At 50.8% G+C, this 24,969-nt stretch carries 24 protein-coding genes, 1 other RNA gene and 1 pseudogene; 16 read left to right on the forward strand and 10 right to left on the reverse strand.

The window, feature by feature from the left end:
* Window positions 1-101 precede the first annotated feature (101 nt).
* Both B5D23_RS08190 and B5D23_RS08195 read right to left on the reverse strand, forming a co-directional pair.
* Window positions 102-314: a hypothetical protein gene (locus B5D23_RS08190; RefSeq protein ID WP_078684307.1), complete on the reverse strand. Its 213-nt coding sequence runs from the start codon at window positions 312-314 to the stop codon at window positions 102-104.
* 192 nt (window positions 315-506) lie between these two features.
* A complete protein-coding gene (locus B5D23_RS08195; RefSeq protein ID WP_078684953.1) occupies window positions 507-965 on the reverse strand; it encodes a phage regulatory CII family protein in 459 nt (152 codons plus the stop codon).
* Window positions 966-1,380: 415 nt separating this feature from the next.
* Here B5D23_RS08195 and B5D23_RS08200 point away from each other — a divergent pair, with 415 nt between their 5' ends.
* Window positions 1,381-1,656: a hypothetical protein gene (locus B5D23_RS08200; RefSeq protein ID WP_078684954.1), complete on the forward strand. Its 276-nt coding sequence runs from the start codon at window positions 1,381-1,383 to the stop codon at window positions 1,654-1,656.
* A 33-nt stretch (window positions 1,657-1,689) separates the two neighbouring features.
* Here B5D23_RS08200 and B5D23_RS08205 read toward each other — a convergent pair whose 3' ends face one another.
* Window positions 1,690-1,908, reverse strand: coding sequence for a hypothetical protein (locus tag B5D23_RS08205; RefSeq protein WP_078684955.1), 219 nt, complete (start codon window positions 1,906-1,908; stop codon window positions 1,690-1,692).
* 661 nt (window positions 1,909-2,569) lie between these two features.
* Here B5D23_RS08205 and B5D23_RS08210 point away from each other — a divergent pair.
* Window positions 2,570-2,953, forward strand: a complete 384-nt coding sequence (locus tag B5D23_RS08210; protein WP_078684956.1) for a MerR family transcriptional regulator — start codon at window positions 2,570-2,572, stop codon at window positions 2,951-2,953.
* A 69-nt stretch (window positions 2,954-3,022) separates the two neighbouring features.
* On the opposite strand, the gene B5D23_RS08215 is transcribed toward B5D23_RS08210, so the two are convergent.
* Window positions 3,023-3,556: a dihydrofolate reductase family protein gene (locus tag B5D23_RS08215; protein ID WP_078684957.1), complete on the reverse strand. Its 534-nt coding sequence runs from the start codon at window positions 3,554-3,556 to the stop codon at window positions 3,023-3,025.
* 195 nt (window positions 3,557-3,751) lie between these two features.
* Here B5D23_RS08215 and B5D23_RS08220 point away from each other — a divergent pair, with 195 nt between their 5' ends.
* Entirely contained in the window at window positions 3,752-4,498 is a 747-nt protein-coding gene (locus tag B5D23_RS08220) for a hypothetical protein (RefSeq protein WP_078684958.1), read from the forward strand.
* A gap of 18 nt (window positions 4,499-4,516) precedes the next feature.
* A complete protein-coding gene (locus B5D23_RS08225) occupies window positions 4,517-5,257 on the forward strand; it encodes a hypothetical protein (RefSeq protein WP_078684959.1) in 741 nt (246 codons plus the stop codon).
* Between the two features lie 9 nt (window positions 5,258-5,266).
* Here the strand turns inward: B5D23_RS08225 and B5D23_RS08230 are convergent, their stop codons facing one another.
* Entirely contained in the window at window positions 5,267-6,325 is a 1,059-nt protein-coding gene (locus tag B5D23_RS08230) for a tyrosine-type recombinase/integrase (protein ID WP_144012591.1), read from the reverse strand.
* A 401-nt stretch (window positions 6,326-6,726) separates the two neighbouring features.
* Between B5D23_RS08230 and B5D23_RS08235 the strand changes: the two genes are divergently transcribed.
* The 12 genes and pseudogenes from B5D23_RS08235 to cysS all read left to right on the forward strand — a co-directional run bounded on the left by B5D23_RS08235 (window position 6,727) and on the right by cysS (window position 18,505).
* A complete protein-coding gene (locus B5D23_RS08235; protein ID WP_078684961.1) occupies window positions 6,727-7,128 on the forward strand; it encodes a DUF4345 domain-containing protein in 402 nt (133 codons plus the stop codon).
* Window positions 7,125-8,639, forward strand: coding sequence for an arylsulfatase (locus B5D23_RS08240; protein ID WP_078684962.1), 1,515 nt, complete (start codon window positions 7,125-7,127; stop codon window positions 8,637-8,639). Before B5D23_RS08235 ends, B5D23_RS08240 begins: the two co-directional genes overlap by 4 nt.
* A 90-nt stretch (window positions 8,640-8,729) precedes the next feature.
* Window positions 8,730-9,263 (forward strand): annotated as a pseudogene (locus B5D23_RS15345) (multiheme c-type cytochrome); the annotation flags it as partial.
* 144 nt (window positions 9,264-9,407) lie between these two features.
* Entirely contained in the window at window positions 9,408-10,982 is a 1,575-nt protein-coding gene (locus tag B5D23_RS08245) for a HEAT repeat domain-containing protein (RefSeq protein WP_234985077.1), read from the forward strand.
* 150 nt (window positions 10,983-11,132) lie between these two features.
* Window positions 11,133-11,606, forward strand: coding sequence for a hypothetical protein (locus B5D23_RS08250; RefSeq protein WP_078684964.1), 474 nt, complete (start codon window positions 11,133-11,135; stop codon window positions 11,604-11,606).
* A gap of 9 nt (window positions 11,607-11,615) precedes the next feature.
* The gene (locus tag B5D23_RS08255) at window positions 11,616-12,284 is read left to right on the forward strand and encodes a cobalamin B12-binding domain-containing protein (RefSeq protein WP_078684965.1); all 669 of its coding nucleotides are present in this window, start codon (window positions 11,616-11,618) and stop codon (window positions 12,282-12,284) included.
* A gap of 16 nt (window positions 12,285-12,300) precedes the next feature.
* Entirely contained in the window at window positions 12,301-13,305 is a 1,005-nt protein-coding gene (locus B5D23_RS08260; RefSeq protein ID WP_159445956.1) for a GGDEF domain-containing protein, read from the forward strand.
* 318 nt (window positions 13,306-13,623) lie between these two features.
* Window positions 13,624-14,412 carry a Nif3-like dinuclear metal center hexameric protein gene (locus B5D23_RS08270; protein WP_078684968.1) on the forward strand — a complete coding sequence of 263 codons (789 nt, stop codon included), beginning with the start codon at window positions 13,624-13,626 and terminating at the stop codon, window positions 14,410-14,412.
* Window positions 14,413-14,516: 104 nt separating this feature from the next.
* The gene (locus B5D23_RS08275; protein WP_078684969.1) at window positions 14,517-15,257 is read left to right on the forward strand and encodes a zinc ribbon domain-containing protein; all 741 of its coding nucleotides are present in this window, start codon (window positions 14,517-14,519) and stop codon (window positions 15,255-15,257) included.
* Window positions 15,258-15,297: 40 nt separating this feature from the next.
* Window positions 15,298-15,651: RNase P RNA component class A (rnpB, locus tag B5D23_RS08280), an RNA gene on the forward strand.
* 65 nt (window positions 15,652-15,716) lie between these two features.
* Complete coding sequence (gene ispD, locus B5D23_RS08285; RefSeq protein WP_078684970.1) at window positions 15,717-16,916, forward strand: 2-C-methyl-D-erythritol 4-phosphate cytidylyltransferase; 1,200 nt, start codon at window positions 15,717-15,719, stop codon at window positions 16,914-16,916.
* A gap of 131 nt (window positions 16,917-17,047) precedes the next feature.
* Window positions 17,048-18,505, forward strand: coding sequence for a cysteine--tRNA ligase (gene cysS, locus B5D23_RS08290; RefSeq protein ID WP_078684971.1), 1,458 nt, complete (start codon window positions 17,048-17,050; stop codon window positions 18,503-18,505).
* A gap of 404 nt (window positions 18,506-18,909) precedes the next feature.
* On the opposite strand, the gene radA is transcribed toward cysS, so the two are convergent.
* The 5 genes from radA to B5D23_RS08315 form a co-directional block, all read right to left on the reverse strand.
* Complete coding sequence (gene radA / locus B5D23_RS08295; RefSeq protein WP_078684972.1) at window positions 18,910-20,265, reverse strand: DNA repair protein RadA; 1,356 nt, start codon at window positions 20,263-20,265, stop codon at window positions 18,910-18,912.
* A 49-nt stretch (window positions 20,266-20,314) separates the two neighbouring features.
* The gene (locus B5D23_RS08300; protein WP_078684973.1) at window positions 20,315-21,139 is read right to left on the reverse strand and encodes a zinc-ribbon and DUF3426 domain-containing protein; all 825 of its coding nucleotides are present in this window, start codon (window positions 21,137-21,139) and stop codon (window positions 20,315-20,317) included.
* A 65-nt stretch (window positions 21,140-21,204) separates the two neighbouring features.
* Window positions 21,205-21,711: a hypoxanthine phosphoribosyltransferase gene (hpt, locus tag B5D23_RS08305; protein ID WP_078685193.1), complete on the reverse strand. Its 507-nt coding sequence runs from the start codon at window positions 21,709-21,711 to the stop codon at window positions 21,205-21,207.
* Between the two features lie 77 nt (window positions 21,712-21,788).
* Window positions 21,789-22,253, reverse strand: coding sequence for an N-acetyltransferase (locus B5D23_RS08310; protein WP_078685194.1), 465 nt, complete (start codon window positions 22,251-22,253; stop codon window positions 21,789-21,791).
* A 226-nt stretch (window positions 22,254-22,479) separates the two neighbouring features.
* Entirely contained in the window at window positions 22,480-24,900 is a 2,421-nt protein-coding gene (locus tag B5D23_RS08315; RefSeq protein WP_078684974.1) for a homocysteine S-methyltransferase family protein, read from the reverse strand.
* Window positions 24,901-24,969: the final 69 nt, after the last annotated feature.

Consider the following 24,969-nt stretch of genomic DNA (forward strand, 5'->3'; position numbering starts at 1 on the left):
GCGATTCAGGCTCTTTGGATTTTTGGTCGGCACTCTTCCTGTGGGGGGATCGGGGGGCTAACCTGACCCAGTGCCGGAAAAAAAGACGAAAATAAAAGCATCTACCGCTTGAGTTCGCGATTGATGCGCATCAAGACCCCGGCGGGCGACTGCTTGGCTTGAGCAGCTTTTTCAACGGCCCGGCGAATACCAAGTGAGGCCACATGCAAAATATCCCTCGTGCCTCTTGTAGCGTCCGGGTGATCAGCCATTTCACCCAGGAGCCGAAGCACGTGTCGCTCGTACTCGCGAAGAGAAATGAGTGGGATTTGCATGTGGCCTCCATTTGGGGGGTCGGGGTCTCAAGAGGCGGCGGGAGCAAGGGTTAAACTCCCGCCTATCGCGCCTCAGGATCAGTATGAAGGAGCTGGCCTCTTGAGACTCCGAAGAGTTGGTGGACCGGGACTTTTTTGCAGTGATGGCTCTTACGTTTTTCGTTATCCCTAACCGGTGCCCGGTCCATGTGGTTAGCTACAGAATCGTGTCTCGCTACGAACAGCGAACAAAAAACTCTGAATAGCGGTAATAGCCTGATAGACCTCCTTTTCTACAGTCCGAAACTCCTGTTCAGTAATAACCATGTCATCAATTGCCTTGTTGTATTCACCAATCGCCACGCCCAAATCCTGAACAGCTACGAGGGCCTGAGTTTGGCTTGCCTTGTGGTCCAAGCAGTTTGCATCCGGCACCCGGACGAACACACCACCCATAGCCCGAGCCAACTGCTCCCGCGAAGCTTCGGAATCACTCAATTCAATAAGCTTCAGGGCATCGCAAACTCCAAGCTTATGAGTTGGAATATTCTCGTTGAACTCGCTCATGAGAGAGGAATACGACTTGCCAAGGCAATCGGCGGCAGCCTGAGCACCTAAGCTCTCGCACACGGCATTCTTTAGCGTTTCGATAAATGTGTGCCCTATTGTCATGACTGCCCCCACGGTAAAATCTCTGAACGTTATCATTTACTTACGAAAACAACTGGGAAAGACTTTTCCCATACAACAAATTCTACTGCACAGCTTGAGTACGCAGCGTTTCCAACTCACAGAGTCGCTTTTTCAGCTCGCAGTTCTTTCGGCGTAGACAGAGCACAATAAAAGCCAGCCGAACAACTGCTCGAACTCTCTGATTAGATCCCCTTCTCGCGGTTTTCCAACCTGAGACGGAATATCCACAGAGCCTCGCAATTGCTCGCTGGCTTCGGTACTCCTCACGGAGTAATTCAAGCTGTTTTGCAAACCGGATTGTTTTCATGCCTTTATGCTAGACATTTATCGGCGGTTTTAGCAAGGGGAATTTCGGCTCTTTTAGCTAGAGTAAAAATAGCCTATAGATATAAATATGAAGACAGGTTTAGATTTTGAAAGAAAATTTATCGAAGTGATAACCGAAATGGTTATTCTAAGTGGTATGAATCATACAGATTTTGCCAAAAAGACCTTCGGAGAGACCGATGGTTCCGTTGTCAAATGGCGACGCATGCGAAACGCATTTTCGGCAACAGGCCGCCCCCAAAGGCTGACCGTAGGAGAGGCGTGGCGAATGGCTGAAGTCTTGGGCAAAACCTACCCAGAGCTGTGTTTCACTGTAGAACAGCGACTTAAGGCAGAAAAATAGGGAACAAAGATAGAATCTTAGTTCCCTATTAGGTCACGACTTCTTTTCAACAGGTGCTTCAGTCATTTGCGCCTGCATCATTTTTATTTGTGCCGCCCAAGTTTCTTTTCCCTCTAAATCTTGGGCGATCCTCTTCAAATATTCCCCCAGTAGCTCTTCACAAAGCGCTTTCCCTTCAGAGCCTTTCTTAAGCTTCGACAACATTTCCATTGCAGACGCAACTCGCAACAACTCCAAAATGGGGTCCAACATCAAAAAACTCCATTTACGCTAAGATTTAGAGATTCAGATCAAATGTCGAGCGAAACTCAATAGCACCCTTTATCTCTAAATTCCAAGACGTCATGGACCTCGTGGGGACTTTTTAAATCTATCAGGCTTTTCTTTAATGAGTTAGACTTGTTGTACTCATCTTCTCTTTGCCTTTTTATCAAATCTTACATTTCCGGCACTGAGCTTTCTCACTAAAAATATTACCTTTTATCAAATTTTTTATTTTTCATAAAAAGTTCAATTATTTTTTTTACTCAATTATTCGCCGAGAATCGGCCCTCCAGATATTGCATTACGGCCGATTCTCGGCTATCGTCTCTTCATCAAACAGGCTGAACCTAGGCCGTAGCCAAAAGTCCGCGGTACGCCCGGCAAGTAGGCAAAGACCTTTGAATGGCTTGTTTCACACAAAAAAATGCGCACCGAAGAGCATATTCGAATCTTTGGTTGGAAACACCTTCACGGATAGCCACGAGGTCAAACATGTTTGCTTGCCCAGAATGCGAGGGAGTGACGTTTGTTCGCCGCACAAAGACGAATGAATACAAGATAGTTCGCAGGCGGATCTGCAAGGAATGTGGATACAGGTTCACCACGTGTGAAACCGAATGCCAGGACGCCAGCACCACGAGGAACAAACATGAAGATACACGGGAATGAGGATATTAAGCAGGCGATAAGCGACGCGTTTCTCCATGCGGAGAAGCTCGAAAAGCTTATTCAGGATCACTTTGATCAAGAGAATCAGGCGAACATCAACACCACTCGCCTCTCCAAAATCATGACCAAAGCCATTGAAAAGAGCTTCTCCCGACCTGCTCGGCTTGAAGAGCTTTCACGGAAGAAGATGCTCACAGCGAGCGAAGTCTTTGAGCTGTATGGCATCCGGGCCAACACGCTGAGCCGCCGAAGAAACAGCGGAGAACCGCCAGAGTATTATAAAATAGGTGCGGCCTGCCTGTACTCGCACGAAGGGATTGTCGCTTTTATTCGGCAGTGCCAAGTCAAAGTGTACAATAGATAGAGTATGCCCAAGGTTCATACAGAAAAAAGCCATGCCCTTCGCAAATGAGGGACATGGCTTTTTCGTTTCTTATCGTTTCCGCCTGTAGTGAGACTGGACAATCGCGTCTAAAAAGACCTCGCTTTTGACCAGCTCAAATTCAAGGTGCTTGGAAAGCGCGCCGAACAACGGAACGCCGCCCCCAAGTAGCACAGGGATCTGCGACACGATGAGATCATCAATCAAATCCTCGGCCAAAAGGCTTTGGATCAACGTGCCGCCGTCCACATAAAGCTTCTTGAATCCCCGGGCGTTCAAATCGTTCACCACATCCCGAACATCCCCAGAGACTATTTCTAATTTCCCGGCAAGAGCTTCCGGAACCGCCTTCATCGTCGAGCTGAGCACAAACACAGGCTTAGAGTACGGCCACGGCACATCAAAGCTGAGTACGGCGTCCAGAGTCTTTCGCCCCATGAGCAAGGCGTCCACACTCTTCATAAGTGGGACAAACCCCAAATCAAGCCCTTCTGGGTTGGGAACTGTCTCAAGAAAATCAAGCCCACCGTTTCGGTCAGCGATATATCCATCCAAACTCGTCGCAATAAAAACCTTATTTGGCATAATTTCCTTCTCTTACGGGCTTATTCCTACGCTCGCTACGTGTTTTCATTAGCGCCCATCATATGGTACAGCTTCTTCAAAATACAGAAGCAATAAAGTCATTTTTCCCAAGACATTACCCGCTCTTGCCTCTAGCACAATATCGACGGGCTTCCACACTTCAAGTTCCTTTGCAAGCCCCAAAAGAGAGACTCCATGCGAAAACTTCTCCTCACCTTCTTGGTCGCGTTCTTCTTGAGCCTCAACTTGGCCGCCCCCCTCAGGGCGAATGAAATCGCACCATTCGAAAACGAGATCTCAGGCCCCATCACGATTGCAGGACATACCTTTGTTCCTCATGTCCTCCAGCGTGAACTCATAGCTCAAGTACATTACAGATCCTACACATCATTAGTTCAGAGAGCGACAAAGAAAGCAGAGAAAGACCACTGGCCCGACGAACGGCTAAGGCGTGAGCTGTGTGAGCTTAACTTTTTGTTCAACTATGGAATCTTCTACGTTTATGCCCACGGTTCAACTCCTGAATCTGTTGCAGGGCAACGCGTCTTTGCAGCTCTCATTCAGGGAAATGATGCCATTGAACTGCACGTAACACGCTGGAAAAACGCCGCAGGTCCTCTCCAGAAAGGATTCGGCCAAGGACTTTGGTGGAACAAAACACTTCTTGGCACAGCCATGACCGACCTCGACCTCGACCAGTCTTTTCAATTGTGGATCATGGACAGAGAAACGGGCAAGGCCACGAAATACCTTTATGAAGCAAGCGGTCCCACACTCGAACCCCAAAGAACAGGCCGCTTTGAAGCGCTGTATCAACTTGCTTTTAAACTCCGCCACAAATTTCGCGTAGGCTTTATGCACCTTAGCGGTCATCTTGACGAAAGGCTTCGAAAAGACCTGCAAAACCACTTGGGCAAAGGTGAAGCACATTTCACTATCTAAGCCCAAAAGAGAGACTCCATGCGAAAATTCCCCATCATTTTCATGGCCTCGTTATTCTTGCTCTCCAGCTCAGCCGCTACCCTCAGGGCTAATGAAATCGCACCATTCGAAAACGAGATCACAAACCCCATTACGATTGCAGGACATACCTTTGTTCCTCATGTGCTCCAGCGTGGGCCTTTGACTCAAGTTATCTACAGTCCCTATACAGATCTCGTTTATACCCTCGCCAACGATTCTTACGAGCACCACTGGTCTGACGAAAAACTCAGGCGCAAACTCTGCAATCTCAATTTTCAATTCAGCTATGGACAGTTCTATGTCTATACTTTCGGCAAGACCCCTGAGTCTTTCACCAAGAATCGTTTCTACACAACCCTCATCCAAAATCAGAATACCCTCGAAAAAAGAGGCGCATATCGAAAGCCTAGCAAGCCATCCGGGGGTGGAGTATGGCAAGGCCTCTGGTGGAATGCTGCTATCCTTGGCGGATATCTGACCGATCTTGATCTGAATCGTTCCTTTGAAATATGGGTTGTCGACAACTCCACACACAAAACGACAAAATACCTTTACGAAGCCGTCGCTCAGAAACCTACCCCTGACGACGATTCAGGTCTTGAAGAAGATCTGTACCAGCTTGCCTTCTATCTCCGGCAAAAATTCCGCACGGGCTTTATCCGCTTTATGGACTTCTGGAAAGAACTGAATGGCGAAGCTCGAGATCCAAGCGACTACTTAGGATTTGAGTCTCTTTAGGCGGTAAGCCTACTCCAGCGACACCACGTTATTCAAAAGATCAATGGCTTCCTTTTTGGCCTTGGGCATCAACTTTGCGTAGCGCTCTGTCATCTTGATCGTTGAGTGTCCGAGCAGCTTGGAGATCGTATACAGCGGGACGCCTTCCGATGCGAGCCACGCCGCGAAGGTATGCCGCAGCGAATGAAAGACAATCCGATCCCGCGCGTCCTTCACTCCCCGGTTCAGCCCAAGGTGCTCAACGGCCCTGTCGAAGGTTGCAGGAACCCAGACCCGTTTTCCGCCACCACGGGCCGGAAACACATAGCGTCCTCTGCGCAGTTCCAGCTTTTCAAGCATCGTCTTCACCGCATCCGACATATACGCAATCCGAGACTTCCGGTTCTTGGGGTCCCGGATGCGAATCGTCCCGTCCTCAAGGTCGACATCCTCGCCCTTCAGCTTAAATATTTCCCCTGCACGCATTCCAGTATTCAGCGAGAGCAGCGCGACGCGGTACGTGTCTTCACTCCGACTCCGCAGCTCATCCAAAAGGACCTTTGCCTCTTCCCGTGAGAGGAACCTGTCGCGTTCATTATCTATATAAGGAACGACAACGCCATAGGTTGGGACCTTGCCCGCATACAGCCCCCAGACGATCATTTTGTTATAGACGCTTCGGATAATGCTTAAATAATGGCGAATAGTCGCCGGGGCACGCTTGCCCGTGAGCGAGGTAGCAAAACGCTGGAGATCAAAGGTTGTGATCTGGTGAAGCTTGCGCCCCCCAAAGGTCTTTTGAACGCTCGCTTTGTACATGCTCACAATCCGGGCTTCACTTTTCGTCGTAACAAGATGATTTGCCCGATAGGTCTCGAATGCGTCATCCAGCGTCAGACTTCTTAATGAGGCAATGGAGCCTTTCTGTCGGATCTCCAGCACCCGCTCGGAACGAAGCTTTGAAGCATACTGTGCATTCACACCTTCGCTCTTCCAGCCGACCATTTCCCACTTCTTGGAGCGGCCAAGGGAGTACACAATATCAAATGCGACATCTGGTCGGCCTGCGTATCGGCGTTTCGTGGACATACGGGAATACACCCCCGGAAAACGCGTTTTCACCCTACCTTTTTGGATCTCTGTCTCTTTTTCTTTCACTGCTACTTTCCGTGCTATCTTTTATCGAACTTGGGCCTTTTTTTGAGGCCGGGGCTTTACTCAATTTCAATATAAGTATATCAAATAAAAGAACTTTCTTCCCTGCACATCTACCGCCCCCAAAAAAAAGATTCTCATAACCGGATGGTCGTAGGTTCGAATCCTACCTGGCCCACCATTGACCGCAAAGGGTCCGCAAAATTGACAAGAATTCTGCGGACCCTTTTTGCTGCATTTTGACGCAAGACCACGGCCCAGAAACCTCCCTGTCTTCCCCAAAAATCCTCGTTATGCTATGCTATGAGCCACTATTAAAAAAAACGAGGAAACGCATGGACAACACATCAAAATTTCTCATCCTTGCGGCCGCAGGCCTTACTCCTATTGCACTCTCTTATGGTCTGATTCCCTCTGTCTCCCTTGGCTGGCTCTTTGGAATTTCTATAGAAAACATCAATGGTCGCCATATTTTCCGCGCAATCATGGGCCTCTACCTTGCCCTGAGTGCCCTCTGGCTTCTTGGTGCATTTATAAAACGCCTCCAGCAACACGCTCTCGTCTCTCTCATTGTCTTTATGTTTGGCCTCGCAGCCGGACGACTTCTCAGCATCTCCATTGATGGTTTCCCCCACTGGCTTCTCTTTCTCTATACGCTTCTGGAAATCGCTTTTGGTTCCGTTGGGCTTTGGCTCTATTTACGAAACAAAAAATCTCACAAGGAGAAGACCTTATGAGAAAATATATTCTTTTCTTTTTGCTTTTTTGCAGTATTCCGTTTTGCGCTTATGCAAAAGATCCTGTCCCCAATATTATTGTCATCTTCACTGATGACGTCGGCGTCTCAAATGTCAGCGCCTACCACAGGGGACTCATGAGTAGCCAAACCCCACACATAGACAGCATCGCAAAACACGGCATGCTTTTCACAGACTACTATGCTCAGCCCTCATGCACTGCCGGACGCTCTGCCTTTTTGACAGGCCAGTATCCTGTCCGCACAGGCCTCCACACTGTTGGCCTGCCAGGAAGTTACGTCGGACTCACTCCCGACACTCCCACACTCGCAGAAGTTCTCAAAACATTAGGGTACACAACAGGACAGTTTGGAAAAAACCATCTTGGTGATCGCGATGAATTTTTGCCCACCATGCATGGCTTTGATGAATACTGGGGATGGCTCTACCACCTCAATGCAATGGAATACACCATCGATCCAGACTGGCCGGCCAAAAACCCACAAATCAAAAAGTTTACTCCAAGAAATCTTATCCACTCCTGGAGCACGGGGAAAGGGACTCAAAAAATCGAAGACGATGGTCCCCTACCTCCAGAACGGATGAAAACGCTTGATGACGAAGTCAACAAACACGCATTTCGTTTCATCCGAGATGCGGTTGAGAATGAAACTCCATTTTTTGTCTGGTATTGTCCTTCCCGCGGCCATGTCTGGACTCACCTCTCCTCACACTACGAAGCAATGCTCGGTCAAAACGGCTGGGGGCTGCAAGAAGTTGTCATGAAAGAACTTGATGACCATATCGGCGAACTTCTCCAGCTCTTGGAAGAACTCAAGATCAAAGAAAATACCATTGTTGTTTTTACTGCTGACAACGGTCCGGAAATTATGACCTGGCCCGATGGTGGCATGAGCCCTTTCCATGGAGAAAAAGGTTCAACATGGGAAGGCGGCGTCCGAGCACCCATGCTCATCAGCTGGCCCGCACAAATTCCAGCAGGCACCATTAACAATGGTATTTTTGACGGCATGGATTTCTTCCCAACACTGGTTGCTGCTGCTGGCGGTCCTCAGGACATGAAAAAAAAGATGAAGGAAGGATACAAAGGGTTCAAGGCCCACCTTGATGGTTATAACCAGCTTGAAACTCTGACACAGGGACAGGCCTCCAAAAGAACCGAAATCATTTATTACGAACGCGACCAACTTCAGGCCGTCCGTTACAACGACTGGAAGGCACACTTTATTGTCCAGCGACACGGCTGGGCTGGCCCCAAGGAACAACTCAACGCCCCTTTGTTATACAACCTGCGCCGCGATCCATTTGAAAGAGCTGCGGACGAATCAGGCATGTACCTGAATTGGATGGGGAAAAAGATGTGGACCTTTGGCCCGATTCAAGAAATTGTCCGACGCCATCTTATGACCTTCAAGGAGTGGCCTCCAGTAAGCTCAGTTCCCAAAGAGCAACAGCAAGCTCCTGTAGATGCTGATGGAATTGGCCGTTAGCCTCACCTTTCGCTGAACAAAAAGGAAACGCTCATGCTCTTGCGTGTTTTTCTTGTTGTGTTTGCTGCCCTTTGTGCTGGGTCTCCCGTCATGGCCGCAGACTCAGCACCCACGTTTGCGGGAGCCAAAACATGTAGAGAATGCCACTCCAAAGCATATACGCTTTGGAGCACATCGCATCACGCATTAGCAATGCAAAGCTTTACTCCGGAATTTGCTACAAAAAACCTTCGCCCTCAAAACGGTCTAATTCCGGTTGGCAATGCTCAGTACATATACGACGAAACAGGGTGCATCAGCGAATGGCAAAACGGTAAGCGCTTAGCTCGTTATCCCATAAAGTATGTTCTTGGGGGCAAATACGTTTATTATTTCATTACTGAGCTAGAACGAGGGATATTACAAACCCTTCCTCTCGGTTTTGATACGCGGCAACACGAGTGGTTCAATATTCCCCTCACGGGAATTCGCCACGCGCAAGATTCCCCTGTCTCATGGAAAGACCCAATCTGGCGATTTAATGCGTCCTGCTCCCGCTGCCATGCAAGCCATGTCACGACACAATTTTCACTCGAAAAAAAAGCGTACACGACACACTGGGTCGCTCAAGGTGTTGCCTGTGAAAGCTGTCATGGACCAGCATCAGAACATAATGCCGTGTGCCGTCTCTCTGAACACGCTAGGACAAACCTCCAAATCAAGGGAGGCAACACACAAAGTTCCCCCCAAAGGCAAACAGAAGCCTGCGCCAGTTGTCACGCCAAAAGCATGGCACTAACAGCCCGCTATATTCCTGGCGAAGCATTTTATGACCACTTTGATCTCGTCTGCATGGAAGATCCTGATTTTTATCCTGATGGACAGGACCTCGGAGAAAACTACACATACACCACGTGGAGCCTTTCTCCCTGTGTTCAGTCAGGAAAGCTCCAATGCCTGCACTGTCATACATCAAGTGGCCGCTTCCGGCAGAAGGATAATCCCAACCAAGCCTGTGCCCCATGCCACAAAAAATACGTTCAGGCTCCAGAACAGCACACGCATCACCCTCACTCAAAAAATTCTCCACAGTGCATTTCCTGCCACATGCTCAAAACTCAGTTTGCGCGCATGGACCGCAGCGATCATTCTATGCGCGCACCTGCGCCAAAGCTCACAACGCTCTGCGGCTCTCCCAATGCCTGCACGAGTTGCCACGCCAAGCAAACTCCACAATGGGCATCCCGCCAGCTCGAACGCTGGGGCAAAAACACACGAATCAAAAAACGTCTGCATCTCGCCCATGTCCTTATATATGCACGTGCTCAAAACTGGGAGCATTTCGAGGAGATGCTGAGCTACCTTTCAGCTCCTGATTCTGACCCCGTCGCTCTCACTTCTCTTATTCGAATCCTCAGCCGCTCATGCCCCTACCCTCAAAAATGGGGACCTCTTTTGGCGCTTACGAAGCACAGTTCCCCACTTGTCCGTGCTGCCGCAGTTCATGCTCTCGAACTTTACCCAGCTCCCAAAGACATTCTTCCGGAGCTTCTTCATGCAGCAAAAGACCCAACCCGCCTTGTTCGCATAAGAGCGGCGTCTGCTCTCACAGGAATTGCAGGACTTTCACCAAAGCAAACCCAGCAGCTCCACACAGCAAACACAGAACTACAAACCATGCTTTGTCTGCGCCCAGATACATGGAGCAGCCACTTCAATCAGGGCAACCACGCTCTAAAAAAAGGAAACATACCCAAAGCTCTTGAAGCATACTCTTCAGCACTTTGGCTCGCTCCAACAGCGATACCTCCCTCCCTGCACAAAGCTTATCTTCTCGCTCAAACAGGGAAACCCCACGAAGCAACAACGCTTTTGAGCCATGCTCTTTCACTTGGAGGAGACAAGCCCGAACTCCATTTTGCTCTTGGGGATATCAGCCTCATGGAAAATAACTGGCATTCAGCTCACGGCCACTTTCTGCGTGCACTAAAAATCGACCCGCAGTTCTGGCCCGCAACGCTCAAACTAGCCCAGATGAGCATCCCAAGCTCAGTGCCACAGGCTTTGGTTTATGCCCAAGACGCGTACACCCATGCCCCAACACTCAGCGCGACCCTGACTCTCGCACAGTGCCTTGCCGCATCTCAAAAAAAATCCGAAGCATTCGAACTCCTTTATGCCTCTACCCAACACTGGCCAGCCCAGACGGCCCTGTATCTGAACATGCTTCCCAATGTTCAGACCCAACAGGAATACACACGCCTCCAGAAGAAAATTGCCCACGCTCTTCCGCTCATGTCTTCCGCAGAACAAAAACGACTTCAAAAAGCTCTCGCGCCTCCGCAGGGTTCTCCTCCAAAATAATTCTAACACGACGCCATCCTTTTGAACTTTTTTACACGCAGTGCCAAGCAGCACCCAGAGTTCTTCCTTGCAGGTTGATAAAACCGCTCAAAATAAAATATACTAAACAGGATACTCTCTCTGTTTTCATTTTTTTAAAGGAAGGCACCCATGCAAAAATCACAACTTATTCTTTCTGCAGAGCAGCTTGCACCGCCACCGCCAATCGCGGGACAGCTTCTTTCTTCAAAAAGCGACTACATTGCACAGTGCCTCAGTCAATCTCTCGCGGCTCATCCTGAGCTGGAGGCACTTATTGGCGAGGGGAACTTTGACCTTATGGAGTCATATCACCGGCACCATATTCACAATCTTTCCGCCATTTCAGAACTTTTTGACGCAAAATCATTCGTCGAGAACACCATCTGGGACCTCAGAACCCACCTTGCCCGGGGCTTTCAGCCCCAATACTGGAGTACCATGTTCCCGGAAGCCGAGAACTACATCCTCTCGGAACTGGACACGCAACTCTCCCAGTACGTCGCGGCAATGTACGAGTGGCTTATTGACAACTTAGACCACCTCGTCCCGCTCTGTTCTGAAGAAATCTCATTTTACGAAGCTCTTAGCCCCTTGAAGGAATAGGAGTAGCTCATGCAACAGAAATTACAGGGATCTGAAAACCTGACCCAGCTGGCAAACACACTGATTCATCTTCTGCTCACAGCACAAAAAGACAAAGCCTTCAAACTTGTACTCGAAACTCTCGAGTCTGGAATTTCCATCAAGGATGTCTATCTGCACATACTCCAGCCCGTCATGTATGAAATTGGACGACTCTGGCAGATTGGCAAAATCGACGTCGCGGCAGAGCACTACTGTACAGGCATTATTCAGCTTCTTATGGCCCAGCTCTATTCCTACACTCAGACCAATGAACGTAATGGGCACAAAATGCTTGGCTGCTGTCTTGGTTCAGAACTTCATGACCTTGGCTTGCGCATGGTGAATGATTTCTTTGAAATTGAGGGCTGGACAACGTCATTTTATGGCGCGGCAACCCCACTCAAAGACCTGCTCAATGCCATTAAGCGTACAGAACCAGAAATCATCTGCATCTCCGTAACAATGTCTCGCGGAGTCCCCCAAACCAAAACGCTCATTCACGAGCTTGCCAATCGGGATCTTTCCGTACAGCCGAAGACGCTTGTTGGTGGCGTTGCCTTTCTTATCAATCCTGATCTGAGCGAAAAGGTCGGAGCAGATGCAATGACCTACAATGCCCAGCATGCAGTCGAAACTGCGGAGCGCTTCATCGCGTGAGCCAAAGAAGGACACTATGGACGAGTCATGTGCTTGCATTCAGTGCTCCTCAAAAGGAGAAATCACCTGTGTACTTTTTTGCGACATTAAACAGCTCAAAGACTCCGTAGGGAAAAAATTCGTCGAATTTCTCCACCCCTCTTCCAGATACGCATTCTTTACTTTCTGGAAAAACAGCATCGCTTTTGGCATCAGCACGGCGGACAAAATCCGTTTTTTTCAGGACACGCCCAGTCCTGAATATGCCCTGTGTGGAATCCAGACCCAAGACGCTGTGTATGTTTTTCTTATGCAGAACAAGGGTACCGCTTTTTCTCTTCTGTCGTCGTTTCAATCCGCACGAGAAAAAATCCCGCATCCCTCCTTATGTGCCCAAGAGCTTCCACTGCCAGCCCCCAGCACAGGAGATGCAGAAAAATTCTTGTTCCAGATCATGAAGCTGAACAATGAGATGGCCAAAATGCAACGGGAGCTAACGCAAAAAAACAGGGAACTTCAAAACGCATACGAAACCATCAAGGCACAGAGCCAAAAAGATTCCCTCACTAATATTTCATGCCGAAAGCATTTCATGACTCGTGCAGAAGAGGAAATCCACAGGGCAAACCGCTACGGATCTCCCCTTTCACTCATGTTTCTTGACCTGGACAACTTCAAAACGATTAATGACATCTACGGACACAAAGCCGGAGACAGCACGCTTCAGCTCTTTACTGAAAACTGCACAAAAGAGCTTCGGCAAAACGATCTTTTTGGACGCATTGGCGGTGAAGAATTCGCAATTCTCCTTGTTGAGGCCGACTCTGACGGTGCGCTTAGCGTTGCCGAACGAATCAGAAAACGCATTGCCCAGCTGTGTGTTCCAACAGAAGAAGCCTGCAATCATTTTATTTCCGTAAGTATAGGGCTCGTCACCCTCCAGAAAGGAGAAACGCTTGCAAGCGCCTTGCACAGATCAGACATGGCGCTGTACCAGGCCAAACACAATGGGCGAAACCGTATTGAACGCGACTTGACCTAGCGCTCAGCATAAAAACTCACACGACCAAAACCACGCGCAATTGCTCCAGGATTTCCCCTCTTGCAATCTTGACCAGTACCCCAAAACTGTGGCATAAATTTGCTCTGTTTGGCTCTTGAGCGTGAGACTGAAGTTTTTCAAAACTCCTTTGGCTCATTTTCTTGCAAAAAAATACAGCCTCTGGTACTTCCTCTGCGCGTTTTCGAGGTCTTTCCTCGAACGCACCGCACGCTTTTGAACATGCCACTCGCATTATCAAGCCAGGTGCTTTCCTCCCGCGCTGAGTGAGGAAGCGCCTTCTTTTTTGAAGGAGCGCAAATGCATATCACGGATGTTCTCTCCCTCATCGAAGCAACAGCACCGCTTTCTGGTGCAGCTTCCTGGGACAAAAGCGGCGTTCAGATTGCTGGAAGCGTTGATTCAGTAAAACGGCTTGCAGTCACCCTCGACCCCACTCCTCATGCCATTCAAGAGGCACTGGACTGGGGGGCTGATTGCATTCTGACGCATCACCCATTGGCGATGTCTCCTCGTTTTCTGGATACTCCCGGCCCGTTCCTCGATGTTGCCCGAATGGTTTTATCTCGCGGCGCGTGGCTCTATGCCAGCCACACTTCGCTGGATGCACAGCCAGATGGCCCTGCGGGCTGGCTGGCTCGTGAGCTTGGACTGCTGAACCTGAGTGTGCTGGAACAAACAGATCCGAACAATGCCAACGTTGGTTTTGGCTTTGTTGGTGATCTTCCAGCTCCCCTTGCATGGGACGACTTTGCCAAAGAGCTTGGACACTGTGTTCCCCGTGACTTTTGGGTCACAGGGCGTACGCATCCCGAGTTCATACAGACCGTGTCATACTGCACCGGTTCTGGAGCATCCCTACTTGATGCGGCAAGCGCCGCAGGAGCAGACGTTCACATTACAGGCGACGTCAAATATCATCAGGCCCTTGATGCCTCTCTCTTCTTCGTGGATGTCGGACATTTTTCCCTCGAAGAAAAGATGATCCATATTTTTGCCGACGAGCTGTCTGCCTCTCTGTCCGAAAGCGGCATCAGCGTGCATTTCATTCCTGGCACTGAGCCATTCGCTCTTCACGCCGGGAACTGATATGCTTTCTTACTGACATCAGCCCCTATTGGGGACTGCATACATTCACGGCAGCCGCCAGACGGCCGCCAAAGGCTACTGCCGAGGAGGAAACCCCATTGAGTATGTACCTCAAGCAGATTGAACAGCTCATTGTTCTGCAAAAAGTCGATGACGAAATCATCATTCTTGAAAAAGAACTTGAGAGCCTTCCCAAGGAACTCTCTGAGCTGGAAGAAAATAATGCCCTCATCAAACAGCAGCTCGACAATGCAAAAGATCGCGCTGAGGTTCTGAGCCACCAGAACAAAGTTCTGAGCGAAGAGATTGAAGGCAACGAAGAAAAAATTCAGAAGAGCAAAGACAAAATGATGCTCGCAGGCAATACCCGCGAGTACCAGGCTGTTGTTCGCGAGATGGATAATCTGGAAAAGATCAACCGCGCCCGCGAGGAAGACAAGGTCAACCTCATTGGCGAAATGGAAGAGCAGAACCAGGTTGTTATTCGCCTCGAAGAGCAGTTCGCCACGTCTCAGAAGGAAGTTGAGGAATTTGCTGCGACCCTGAAAAAGCGCACCACTTCCACCAAAAAACGCCTGAACAAGCTTCTGAAAGAACGTAACGCTGCATGCGAAGTTATTCCTCCCCGCATCCTTGGCCGTTACGAGTTCATCCGCGCACGCATTTCTCACCCGGTTATCGTTCCGGTTGAAGAATCCGTGTGTACTGGCTGTCACATCATGATTCCTCCGCAGGAATACAATGAACTGCAGAAAGGTGAGCAGATTTTGAGCTGCCCCAACTGCCAGCGCCTCATTTACTGGGGAAAGAAGTTTTCTCCTGAGACAGCAGAAGACGACAAATAAAACGTCCGCTGCGCATGCGTAGCGTTGACACATATATTCGGGAGTCAGACAGACTGTCGCCGCGGCTCATTGAGCCGGGGAGGAAAGTCCGGGCTTCATAGGGCAAGACGCTGGATAACGTCCAGGTGGGGCGACCCACGGACAGGGCCACAGAAACAAACCGCCAGCCTCGGCTGGTAAGGGTGAAAAGGTGGGGTAAGAGCCTACCAGCTGTTGTGGTAACACAGCAGGCTAGGTAACCCCCGTTTGAAGCAAGACCAAATAGGAAAGCGCTTGAGGCCGGCCCGGTCGAAGCTTTCGGGTAGGTTGCTGGAGACCACAGGTAACTATGGTCCTAGAGGAATGACAGTCACCCGCAAGGGGACAAAACCCGGCTTATCGTCCGACTCCCTTTTTTCCAGACGGCGCAGAGGTTCATCCTTTGCGCCGTTTTTTTACACTTCTCCGCAGGATACCATCATGTCAGTCTGGACCATTATCCTTGCCGCTGGCCAAGGCTCTCGCCTTGCTCAGGCAGGACTCGACACCAAAAAGCAGTTCCTTCATCACGAAGGTGCCCCGCTCTACTGGAAGAGTGTACGGACGCTGGCAAGCGTCCCTGCAATCAAAGGCTTTGTCTTTGTCTTCCCGCCAGAAGAGCTGGACGCCTGCACCAAAGACGTCGAAAGCCTGAGTTCTACCGATGACCTCAGCATGCCCTGCCTCTGTGTGGCAGGTGGAGCACGTCGTCAGGATTCCGTTTTTTCAGGTCTGCAGGCTCTCCCCAAGGCATGCAGCAAAGTCCTTGTTCACGACTCGGCCCGCCCTTTTGCCTCTGCAAAACTCGCGCAGGCGCTCATCTCTGCGCTGGAACACGGTGCAGAAGCTGCCATCCCCGGCCTTCCCGTCACAGACACAATCAAAGTCATTGACCAGGACGACACCGTCACCCAGACGCTCAACCGTAGTGAGCTTCGCGCGGTCCAGACTCCACAGGCATTTGACACTGCGGCGCTTATTCGCGCCCACCTTGCCTGCGAAAAAAAGCAGCTTTCCGTCACGGACGACGCATCCATGATTGAAGCGACAGGTGGTACTGTGCGTATCGTTCCCGGTGAAGCCGGAAACATCAAAATTACAACCCCCGAGGACCTGTCTATGCTTAACGCTCAGGCTCCCCAGACCATGCTTCCCTGTGTCGGCTGGGGCTATGATGTTCATCGTTATGGAGCAGGCCGCCCCTTCCGCCTCGGTGGGATTCCCGTCGACACAGACATTGAAGTCATTGCCCATTCCGACGGTGATGTTCTCCTCCACGCTCTTGCAGATGCCCTGCTCGGCTGCCTTGGCCTTGGCGACATTGGCAAGCACTTTCCCGATACTGACGCAAAATTTGAAGGCATTGAGTCTTCCATTCTGGTCAACGAAGTCTTACAGGAAGTCGAAAAAAAGGCTCTCACCATCACACACGTAGACCTGACCGTCATCGCCCAGCGTCCAAAACTCGCCTCCTACCGTGAGCGAATTCAAAAAAACGTGGCGAACCTGCTGCGCATAGACAAATCTCACGTGAATTTTAAGGCCACGACCGAAGAAAAGCTTGGATTTACCGGTGCAAAAAAAGGCATTAAGGCTGTTGCCTGTGTCAGTGCCATGTACCCAGCGAACCAGCAGGCATAAAAAGGCTTTCCCCTCGCAATCTTTGACGAGATGAAACATTTGGTGCACAATACACCCTTGCCCATAATGATGGACAAGCTTCTTATATTACTCAAATTTTTGATAAACCGAGTGAAAACGGAGTACAGCACATGCAGCTCTACAACACAATGACACGCAGCAAGGAAGAGTTCACCCCTCTCGACGATAACCATGTCCGCATGTATGCCTGTGGCATCACCGCTTACGACTACTGTCACATTGGACATGCTCGTTCTGCTGTCGTTTTTGACGTGCTGGTGCGTTACCTCCGTCACGTTGGATACAATGTTACCTTTGCCCGCAACTTCACCGACGTTGACGACAAAATCATCAACCGTGCAAACGAAAACGGCGAAGATCCCCACGCCCTCGCAGAGCGCTTCATCGGCGCTTTCCATGAGGACATGGACCGACTGAATGTGACCCGCGCGGACATCGAGCCTCGTGCAACAGAATTCATCGAAGAAATGATCGCCCTCACTCAGAAACTCATCGACATGGGCCATGCCTATTCCACTGAGTCCGGTGACGTCTATTTCCGCGTTCGTTCTTTCAATGACTACGGCAAGCTCTCTGGTCGCGATGTTGACGACATGCGTTCCGGCGCCCGCATTCAGCCCGGCGATGAAAAAGAAGACCCACTTGATTTTGCCCTGTGGAAAGCTGCAAAGCCCGGCGAACCCAAGTGGAAAAGCCCTTGGGGTGAAGGGCGCCCCGGCTGGCACATTGAGTGTTCTGCCATGAGCGACAAGCAGCTCTCTCTGCCCTTCGACATTCACGGCGGTGGTCAGGACCTTATCTTCCCCCATCACGAGAATGAAATCGCCCAGTCCGAAGCCGCATCCGGAAAGGACATGGCCCGTTTTTGGGTGCACAATGGCTTTGTTCAGGTCAACTCTGAGAAAATGTCCAAGTCTCTTGGCAACTTCTCCACAATTCGCGACATCCTCGACAGCTATCAGGCTGAAACCCTGCGCTACTTTTTGCTGACCAAGCATTACAGAAGCCCAATTGATTTCACCCCTGAGAACATGCTCGATGCCGAGAAGAACCTAAAGCGCATCTACTCTGCAAAGCAGGACGCACAGCTTGCTCTTGAGCGTGCCAAGTGGTCCAAAGCAGAGCTGCCCGCCGAGTTGGTCGAAGAACTCAAGAAGCTCGAAGCCGACTGGAATCAGGCAATGGCTGACGACATCAACACAGCCGCAGCCCTCGGCCACGTTTTCGGCCTCATTCGTCTCATGGGACGCGTTGCAGAGAACAAGAGCTGGAAGAAATCCGAAGGCGCTCAGAAGCTGTGGACCAAGGGACTTGAGCTTCTCTCCAGCTGGGGCGAAGTCCTCGGTGTCTTTCAGCAGGACTCTGCTGACTTTCTCGCGGAGTTGAAAGCAACTCGCGTGAAGCGTCAGGACATCGATCTCAGCAAGGTTGAAGAACTTTTGGCCCAGCGTCTCGAAGCCAGAAAAGCAAAGGACTTCGAACGTTCCGACGCCGTTCGTGACGAACTCGCCGCTCTCGGCATTGCCGTTAAGGACTCCCCCGCTGGGCAGGAATGGGACGTGTTATAATCGTCGCATATGTTTTGTTGGGCGGGGACTCTGTCCCCGCACCCCTGCAAGGGGCGCTGCCCCTTGACCCCGCCCAAGGACGAGGCCCTTGGGAATCCCGCTATCGCCCAAAATTAAAGGGCCGGATGTGTGAAAGCCGTTGGCTTTCCCTTACATCCGGCCCTTTAATTTTGGCCTAGTGGGCGTCCCGTGTGTTCTTTTCTTTGCACTCTAACCCTTTCTTTTGAATGCCATATGGCATTCAAAAGAAAATGGTGGCAACGCATGGGAAAGAGAAAGAAGCTCTTTACGCCTTCTCACCCAAGTTTGAATTTCATTCACGCGAAGCGTGGATGGAATTCAAACTCGATGAGGATACGTAAGGGAATCATTCCCTTACGCAGGGGTTTGGGGGCTGGCCCCCATTACTTTCGCCCACCGCCAAAGAGTCGGTTCTGTAGCTCTGCAATAGTGCGAACGCCGGAGCCTTCGGCATAGGGGGCAACAATAGGCCCATAGCCAAGACGCTGAGCCTGCTTCATGCGGATGTCGTGGCTGCTAACGGGTCGCACCTGCCCATTGAGATCGATCTCGCCCCAAACGACAGCGGCTTCTGGGAGTGGCTTGTCATAAAAAGACGAAAGGACGGCAGCGACGATACCGGCATCAAGCCCGGGGTCTGTCATGCGCATCCCGCCGCCAATCTTGGCGTAAATATCGACCTGCGACAAATTAAGGTGCAACCGTTTTTCAAGCACAGCAAGCAAGAGATGCAGCCTGTTCGCGTCAAAACCCAAGGCCGTACGCCGGGGAATGGCGAGAAACGATTTGCTCACGAGCGCCTGAATTTCGACGGCAAAAGGACGCTGGCCATCTGCAGCCATGACAAGCGAGGTCCCGGAAAGATGAGGATCGCGATCCTGAAGGAAAAAGGTAGAGGGGTCGTCAACGACCTGCATCCCAGAACTCAGCATCTCAAAAACGAGAAGCTCGTGACAGGGACCAAAACGGTTCTTCATGACGCGCAAAATGCGAAAAAGATGCTGCCGGTCACCTTCGAGCGAAAGGACAGTGTCGACCATGTGCTCAAGGAGCTTTGGCCCGGCAATTTGTCCATCTTTTGTAACATGGCCGACCAAGACTAACGTCGTGCCAGTTTCCTTGGCCCGTTCAATAAGGGAGGTAGATACAGCACGCACCTGACTTACGGTGCCAGGCATACCGTCAATGCCTTCGGAAGACAAAGTCTGCACAGAGTCCACCACCATGATCTCGGGGCAGTCAGGGCTATCAAAAATGCTCAGGACATCTTCCAGACGTGTTGTCGACAGCGCAAGAAGGTTGTCGGACAAAAGCCCTAAACGCTTGGCGCGGGCCTGAACCTGCCCAAGCGATTCCTCAGCGGAAACATAAAGCGCAGAATGGCCCATGGCGCCAACACTCCCTGCGAGCTGCAAAAGGAGCGTGGACTTACCTATGCCGGGATTACCTGCCATAAGAATAGCACCGCCGGGCATAAGGCCTTTGCCTAAAATACGGTCAAGAGCGGACAGGCCAGAACTATACGGTGTTGCATTCTGCTCGGAATATTCCGAAATGGGGACGGGATTACGAAAGGCGTGGAGGGGGGCGGAGGCAACTCCGGGGCGAGATGAGCCGCTTTTCTTTGGAGCGGCTTTTTCCTGCAGGCAGTTCCAGGCACCGCAGTGCGGGCACTGTCCCTGCCAACGGGGGCTAATGCCCCCGCACTCAGCACAGACAAAAATTCGTTTCTGTTTCATGACACATCCGCAGACCCGAAGATTCAGAAAGGAACGGAATCGGTCGGGTCTACAGATTCACATCCTGAACGGAAATAACGCGAACCGCAAATTCAGAAACAGCATCAGAGGGAGAAAAGAAGACAGCCATAAATGGCACCTGCTGCCCGGGGCGCACATTGACGTTGTTGGAGCCAATGCCTGCCTTGTCATCAAGGGCAGAGATGATGTCTTCCTTGCCGAGCATCTGAAGCTGGAAAAGGGACAGAGTGTTGCCGCACAAAAAGCTTTTGGTCTCAAGAGCCGTATTCTGAGCGTCAAACAGACTCGCTTCGACCTTAATCAGCTCAACGGCTGATTCGCCATTGTTCAGGGCACGCCCTTCGACGACAAAAATCCGTCCCGTTTTTTCATTATCTACGTAGTACTGGCGAACGTCCTCAAGAGAGATACTCTTGATTCGCTCCTGCATGACGGCGGCAGATTCTTCCTGTTTCTGCGTTTCGGAACTTTCGATGAAAGGAAAGAGTGAGCTTGGGAAAAACTGTGGAGCGAGAAAATAGGTTCCAAACCCAGCCACAAGCACGAGCAAGATCAGTGTCAAAAGTAAGACGGTGGTCTTGTTGCTTTTTGCTGATGGAATTTCTGTAGCACCAATGTCGAGCGAACTTTTGGTGTCTTTCTCTGTTGAGAACTTTTCCTCAAACGCCCTGTCCTTTTCAACGTCTGTCTTGACTGGAGTCCCTTCCGGGGCTTCCTGAACCTCATCCCCAACAGTGTTGGAGGCCGGCTCAAAAACGTATTCGCACACGGCACACCGTACTTTAGCTCCAGAGTTTTCCTGTTCCTCGGTAAACCTGTAGGTGGTATGACACTTCGGGCATTCAATGACCATATGCGAAACACTCTCCTTTCAACCCGTTGTGGGCAATGCAGTCAGCAAGAAAAAACCTGTGTCAGCTAGTCCACAAGCTCGTAGATTCCATCCAGTTCGCGGTATTTTTCAGCAAAATCCATGCCGTATCCAATGATAAAGCCTTCGGCGAGGTGGAAGCCGTAAAAATCGACTTTCACGTCAGCTTCGCGGCGCTCATGCTTGTCGACAAGAGCAGCAAGAGCAAGACGCTTGGGATTCCGCTCATCAAGGGTACGGAGCAGGAAGTCCATAGAGTGTCCAGTGTCGACAATGTCTTCGACGATCAGAACGTTTTTGCCCTTGATGCTGGTCTCGAGGTCTTTGGAGAAAACGAGTTCACCGCTTTCCGTGCCTTTTCCGTAGCTTGCGAGGCGAACAAAGTCTAACTCAAGATCGAGCTTAATGCTACGGACGAGGTCAGCAAAAAACAGGAAACCACCTTTCAGAACACAAACCACAGTCACGGGTTCGCCCTGAAAATGCTCGGTAATTTCCGCACCAAGCTCGTCGATGCGCTTTTGAATTTCTTCGGCAGAAACAACAACTTTCATGTTGGGGGTAAGTTCTTTCACCTGAATCCCTCTGTTTTGCAGTCTTTTCAGACTTCCTTATCTACTGTTGCCACACTCTACATTTTGATGAGCATGGCGGTTTCATCACAGTCCGGAAACTTGGGGCAATTAAGACAATCTGCCCAAATTTTCTGCGGCAGGACTTCCTTCTCCACCTCTTCAAATCCAAGGCGGGCGAAAAAGCCGCTGACATACGTCAGGGTGAAGACCTTGTAAACCCCCAGCGTGACAGCTTCAGAAAGGCAGGCTTCGACGAGTTTTCGTCCTAAACCATGCTTCTTGAGTTCTGGGCTTACTGCAAGCGAACGAATTTCGGCAAGATTTTCCCAGTAAATGGTCAGGGCACAACAGCCATGAATTTCTTTGCTCTCCTTGTCCACGAGCACATAAAAATCTCGCAGATGAGAGTAGAGAGAATTTAAAGACCGAGGCAGCAGCTGACCAGCAGAAGCACAGTCCATAAGCAGCGCATGGATGTTTTTAACATCCTGCATTTTTGCTTTCCGAATGTAGAAATCCATTCCATTTTCCTTTGCTCTTTGCCCTGAATCGTCTTTTTTTGCAGAAAAGGTCCGCAGGACGTCTTCAAATATAGCGTAAAAATTCCGTTCGCCCAAAGCCAAAAGGCTGCACGAAAAAATTCGAAGCAGCCAATAATCGCCCGGCCAGAGTCTTATCTGGACCGCAACGGGAGATGGACAAAACAAGCGGGGAGAGACCACGCCCTCCCCAGCCCAAAGTATTTTTCTAAGCGCGCTGGCTCAGTTTCTTTGCAATCTTGACGGCTTCTACCGCGTCACGAGAGTACCCATCCGCACCAATGCGATCTGCATACTCTTCCGTAACCACAGCACCACCGACCATAACCTTGCAGTCAAGCCCCTGCTCTCGCACCAAAGAAACGGTCTCTTCCATGCGGACCATCGTGGTCGTCATAAGCGCAGACAGGCCAATAACCCGAGCGCCATGCTCCCGGGCCGTCGCAACAATCTTCTCGGCCGGGACATCCTTGCCCAGATCAATGACCTCAAAGCCATTGTTCTGCAACATCAGCGTCACAATGTTCTTGCCGATGTCGTGAATGTCGCCTTCAACCGTTGCCATGACCACACAGGTCTTTTCCTTGGCCCCACCCTCAGACTCCAAAAGCGGACGCAGATGCTCAAAAGCCGTCTGCATAGTTTCGGCAGACTGGAGAAGCTGCGGCAGGAAGTACTCTTTTTTCTCGTACTTTTCGCCCACTTCAGTGATGGCAGGAATCAGGTCAGAGTCAACGATGTCAAAAGGGTCACGCCCCTTGTCCAGCTCGACCTTGACCAGTGCGACAACTTCATCCTTTGCGCCAGTGATAACAGCCTGTGACGGTGTTTCCACGGCAACAGAGGACCTTTGGCCATTCATGTTGCTTTCGCGCCCCGGCAAAGGACCACCAGAGGGCTTCCACTCTGCATAGTTCGCGACAAAGTCACGAGCCTGCGGATCACGATCCAAAAGGACCTCAGAAGAGGCACGGCTTTCCATCAGGCGCTGAGAACCGGGGTTTGCAATAAAGGCTGACAGCCCCTGCGTCATGCCCATCACAAGGAAGGAGGCATTCAGCAGCTCACGGGCAGGCAGGCCAAATGAGATATTCGACAAACCACACACAGTCGCCAGCCCCCACTCATCACGGCAGTGACGAATAACCTCAAGGCAGGCCTTTGCGGCTTCCGGCTTGGAAGAAACCGTCAGAACCAAAGCATCCACCATAATCAGGTGACGGGGGATACCCAGTTCATCAGCTTCAAGAAGGAGTTGCTCAATCACCTTGAGACGATCTACAGCCGTCACAGGCAACTTGCGGCCAAGCAAAGGCAGCAGAATAAACGGAGCACCGTAATGCTTGCACAGCGGTCCAAGCTTCTGCATGCGTCCGGGTTCTCCACTGATGGAATTGACCAGCGGGGAGCCGGGATACACATTCAGCGCGGCCTCAAGGGCGTCAATGTTTGTCGAGTCCAGACACAAGGGTGCCTGAACACGAGAGCCAAGAGCAAGCGACAGATCGGGCAAAAGCTGCGTTTCGTCGACCATAGGCGCACCCACGTTCACGTCAAGGATGTGGGCGCCACTTGCAATCTGCTCTTTGGCAAGACGAAATGCTTCGGTGTACTGCCCCGCCTGCAATTCCGCAGTCAGGACCTTTTTCCCTGTCGGATTGATGCGCTCACCAATAACTTTGCTGCTCAGGTGCGGCGCAACGGCCACAGACTGGGAACGGGAAGTCACAACAAGGCAACTCGGCTCCGGGGCCTCTGGCAGGCTCCATGCACGATCGGCAAAGACACTACAGGCACAGCGAATGTGCTCTGGCGTTGTCCCGCAGCAACCGCCAACAGCTTTTGCGCCAGCTTCCACCAGTGGCTTAATCTGCTCGGCAAAGTCCTCCGGTCCAAGCCGGAAAACGGTCTGATCGCCTTCCAGCTCAGGAAGGCCAGCATTTGGCTCAACAAAAAACGGTGTACGCAGACGGGGAAGCATTGCCTCAACAACTTTGAGCATTCCCTCAGGTCCGGCGGAGCAGTTGGTACCAATAAGCTCAACGCCGAGGTTCTGCATGGTGTCAACATACGTGAGAGGTGTGGTCCCTGTCAGGCTGACACCCTCTTCAAACGTCATGGACACGGCGACAGGCAGATCACAGACCTCACGAGCGGCAATGACTGCGGCTCGACATTCAGCGAGGTCAAACTGAGTTTCCACAAGGATAAGGTCAGCCCCTCCCTGCACCAGTCCTGTTATCTGCTGCTTGAATGCCTGGACAAGCTCCCGGAAGTCATATTCACCAAGAGGCTTGCAAAATTTTCCTGTAGGACCAACATCACCAGCAACAAAGGCGTGATCTCCAGCTGCCTTTCTGGCAGCGGCGGCCATCTCGCGGTTAAAGTGGACAGGGTCGAGACTTGGGTCTAGCTTAAATGCCGTTCCGCCAAAGGTATTGGTCGTTACGACTTTTGCGCCAGCCTGAATGTAGTCCCGGTGAATACCGATCACAACTTCGGGGTTCGCAATACCAAAGGATTCCGGGGATTGCCCCGGCTGAAGGCCTCTGGCCTGCAAAAGCGTTCCCATGCCGCCATCAAAGGCGAACATACGGTTTTCTTTTAAAAAGCGACGGAAATCAGGCAAGGCTCTACTCCGGTTTTATGGATAGCTCACTGTTTATGAATTCCCCTTGTACCGCACATTGTGGGGCCT

The sequence above is a fragment of the Desulfobaculum bizertense DSM 18034 genome, assembly GCF_900167065.1.
In the GTDB taxonomy this organism is placed as follows: domain Bacteria; phylum Desulfobacterota; class Desulfovibrionia; order Desulfovibrionales; family Desulfovibrionaceae; genus Desulfobaculum; species Desulfobaculum bizertense.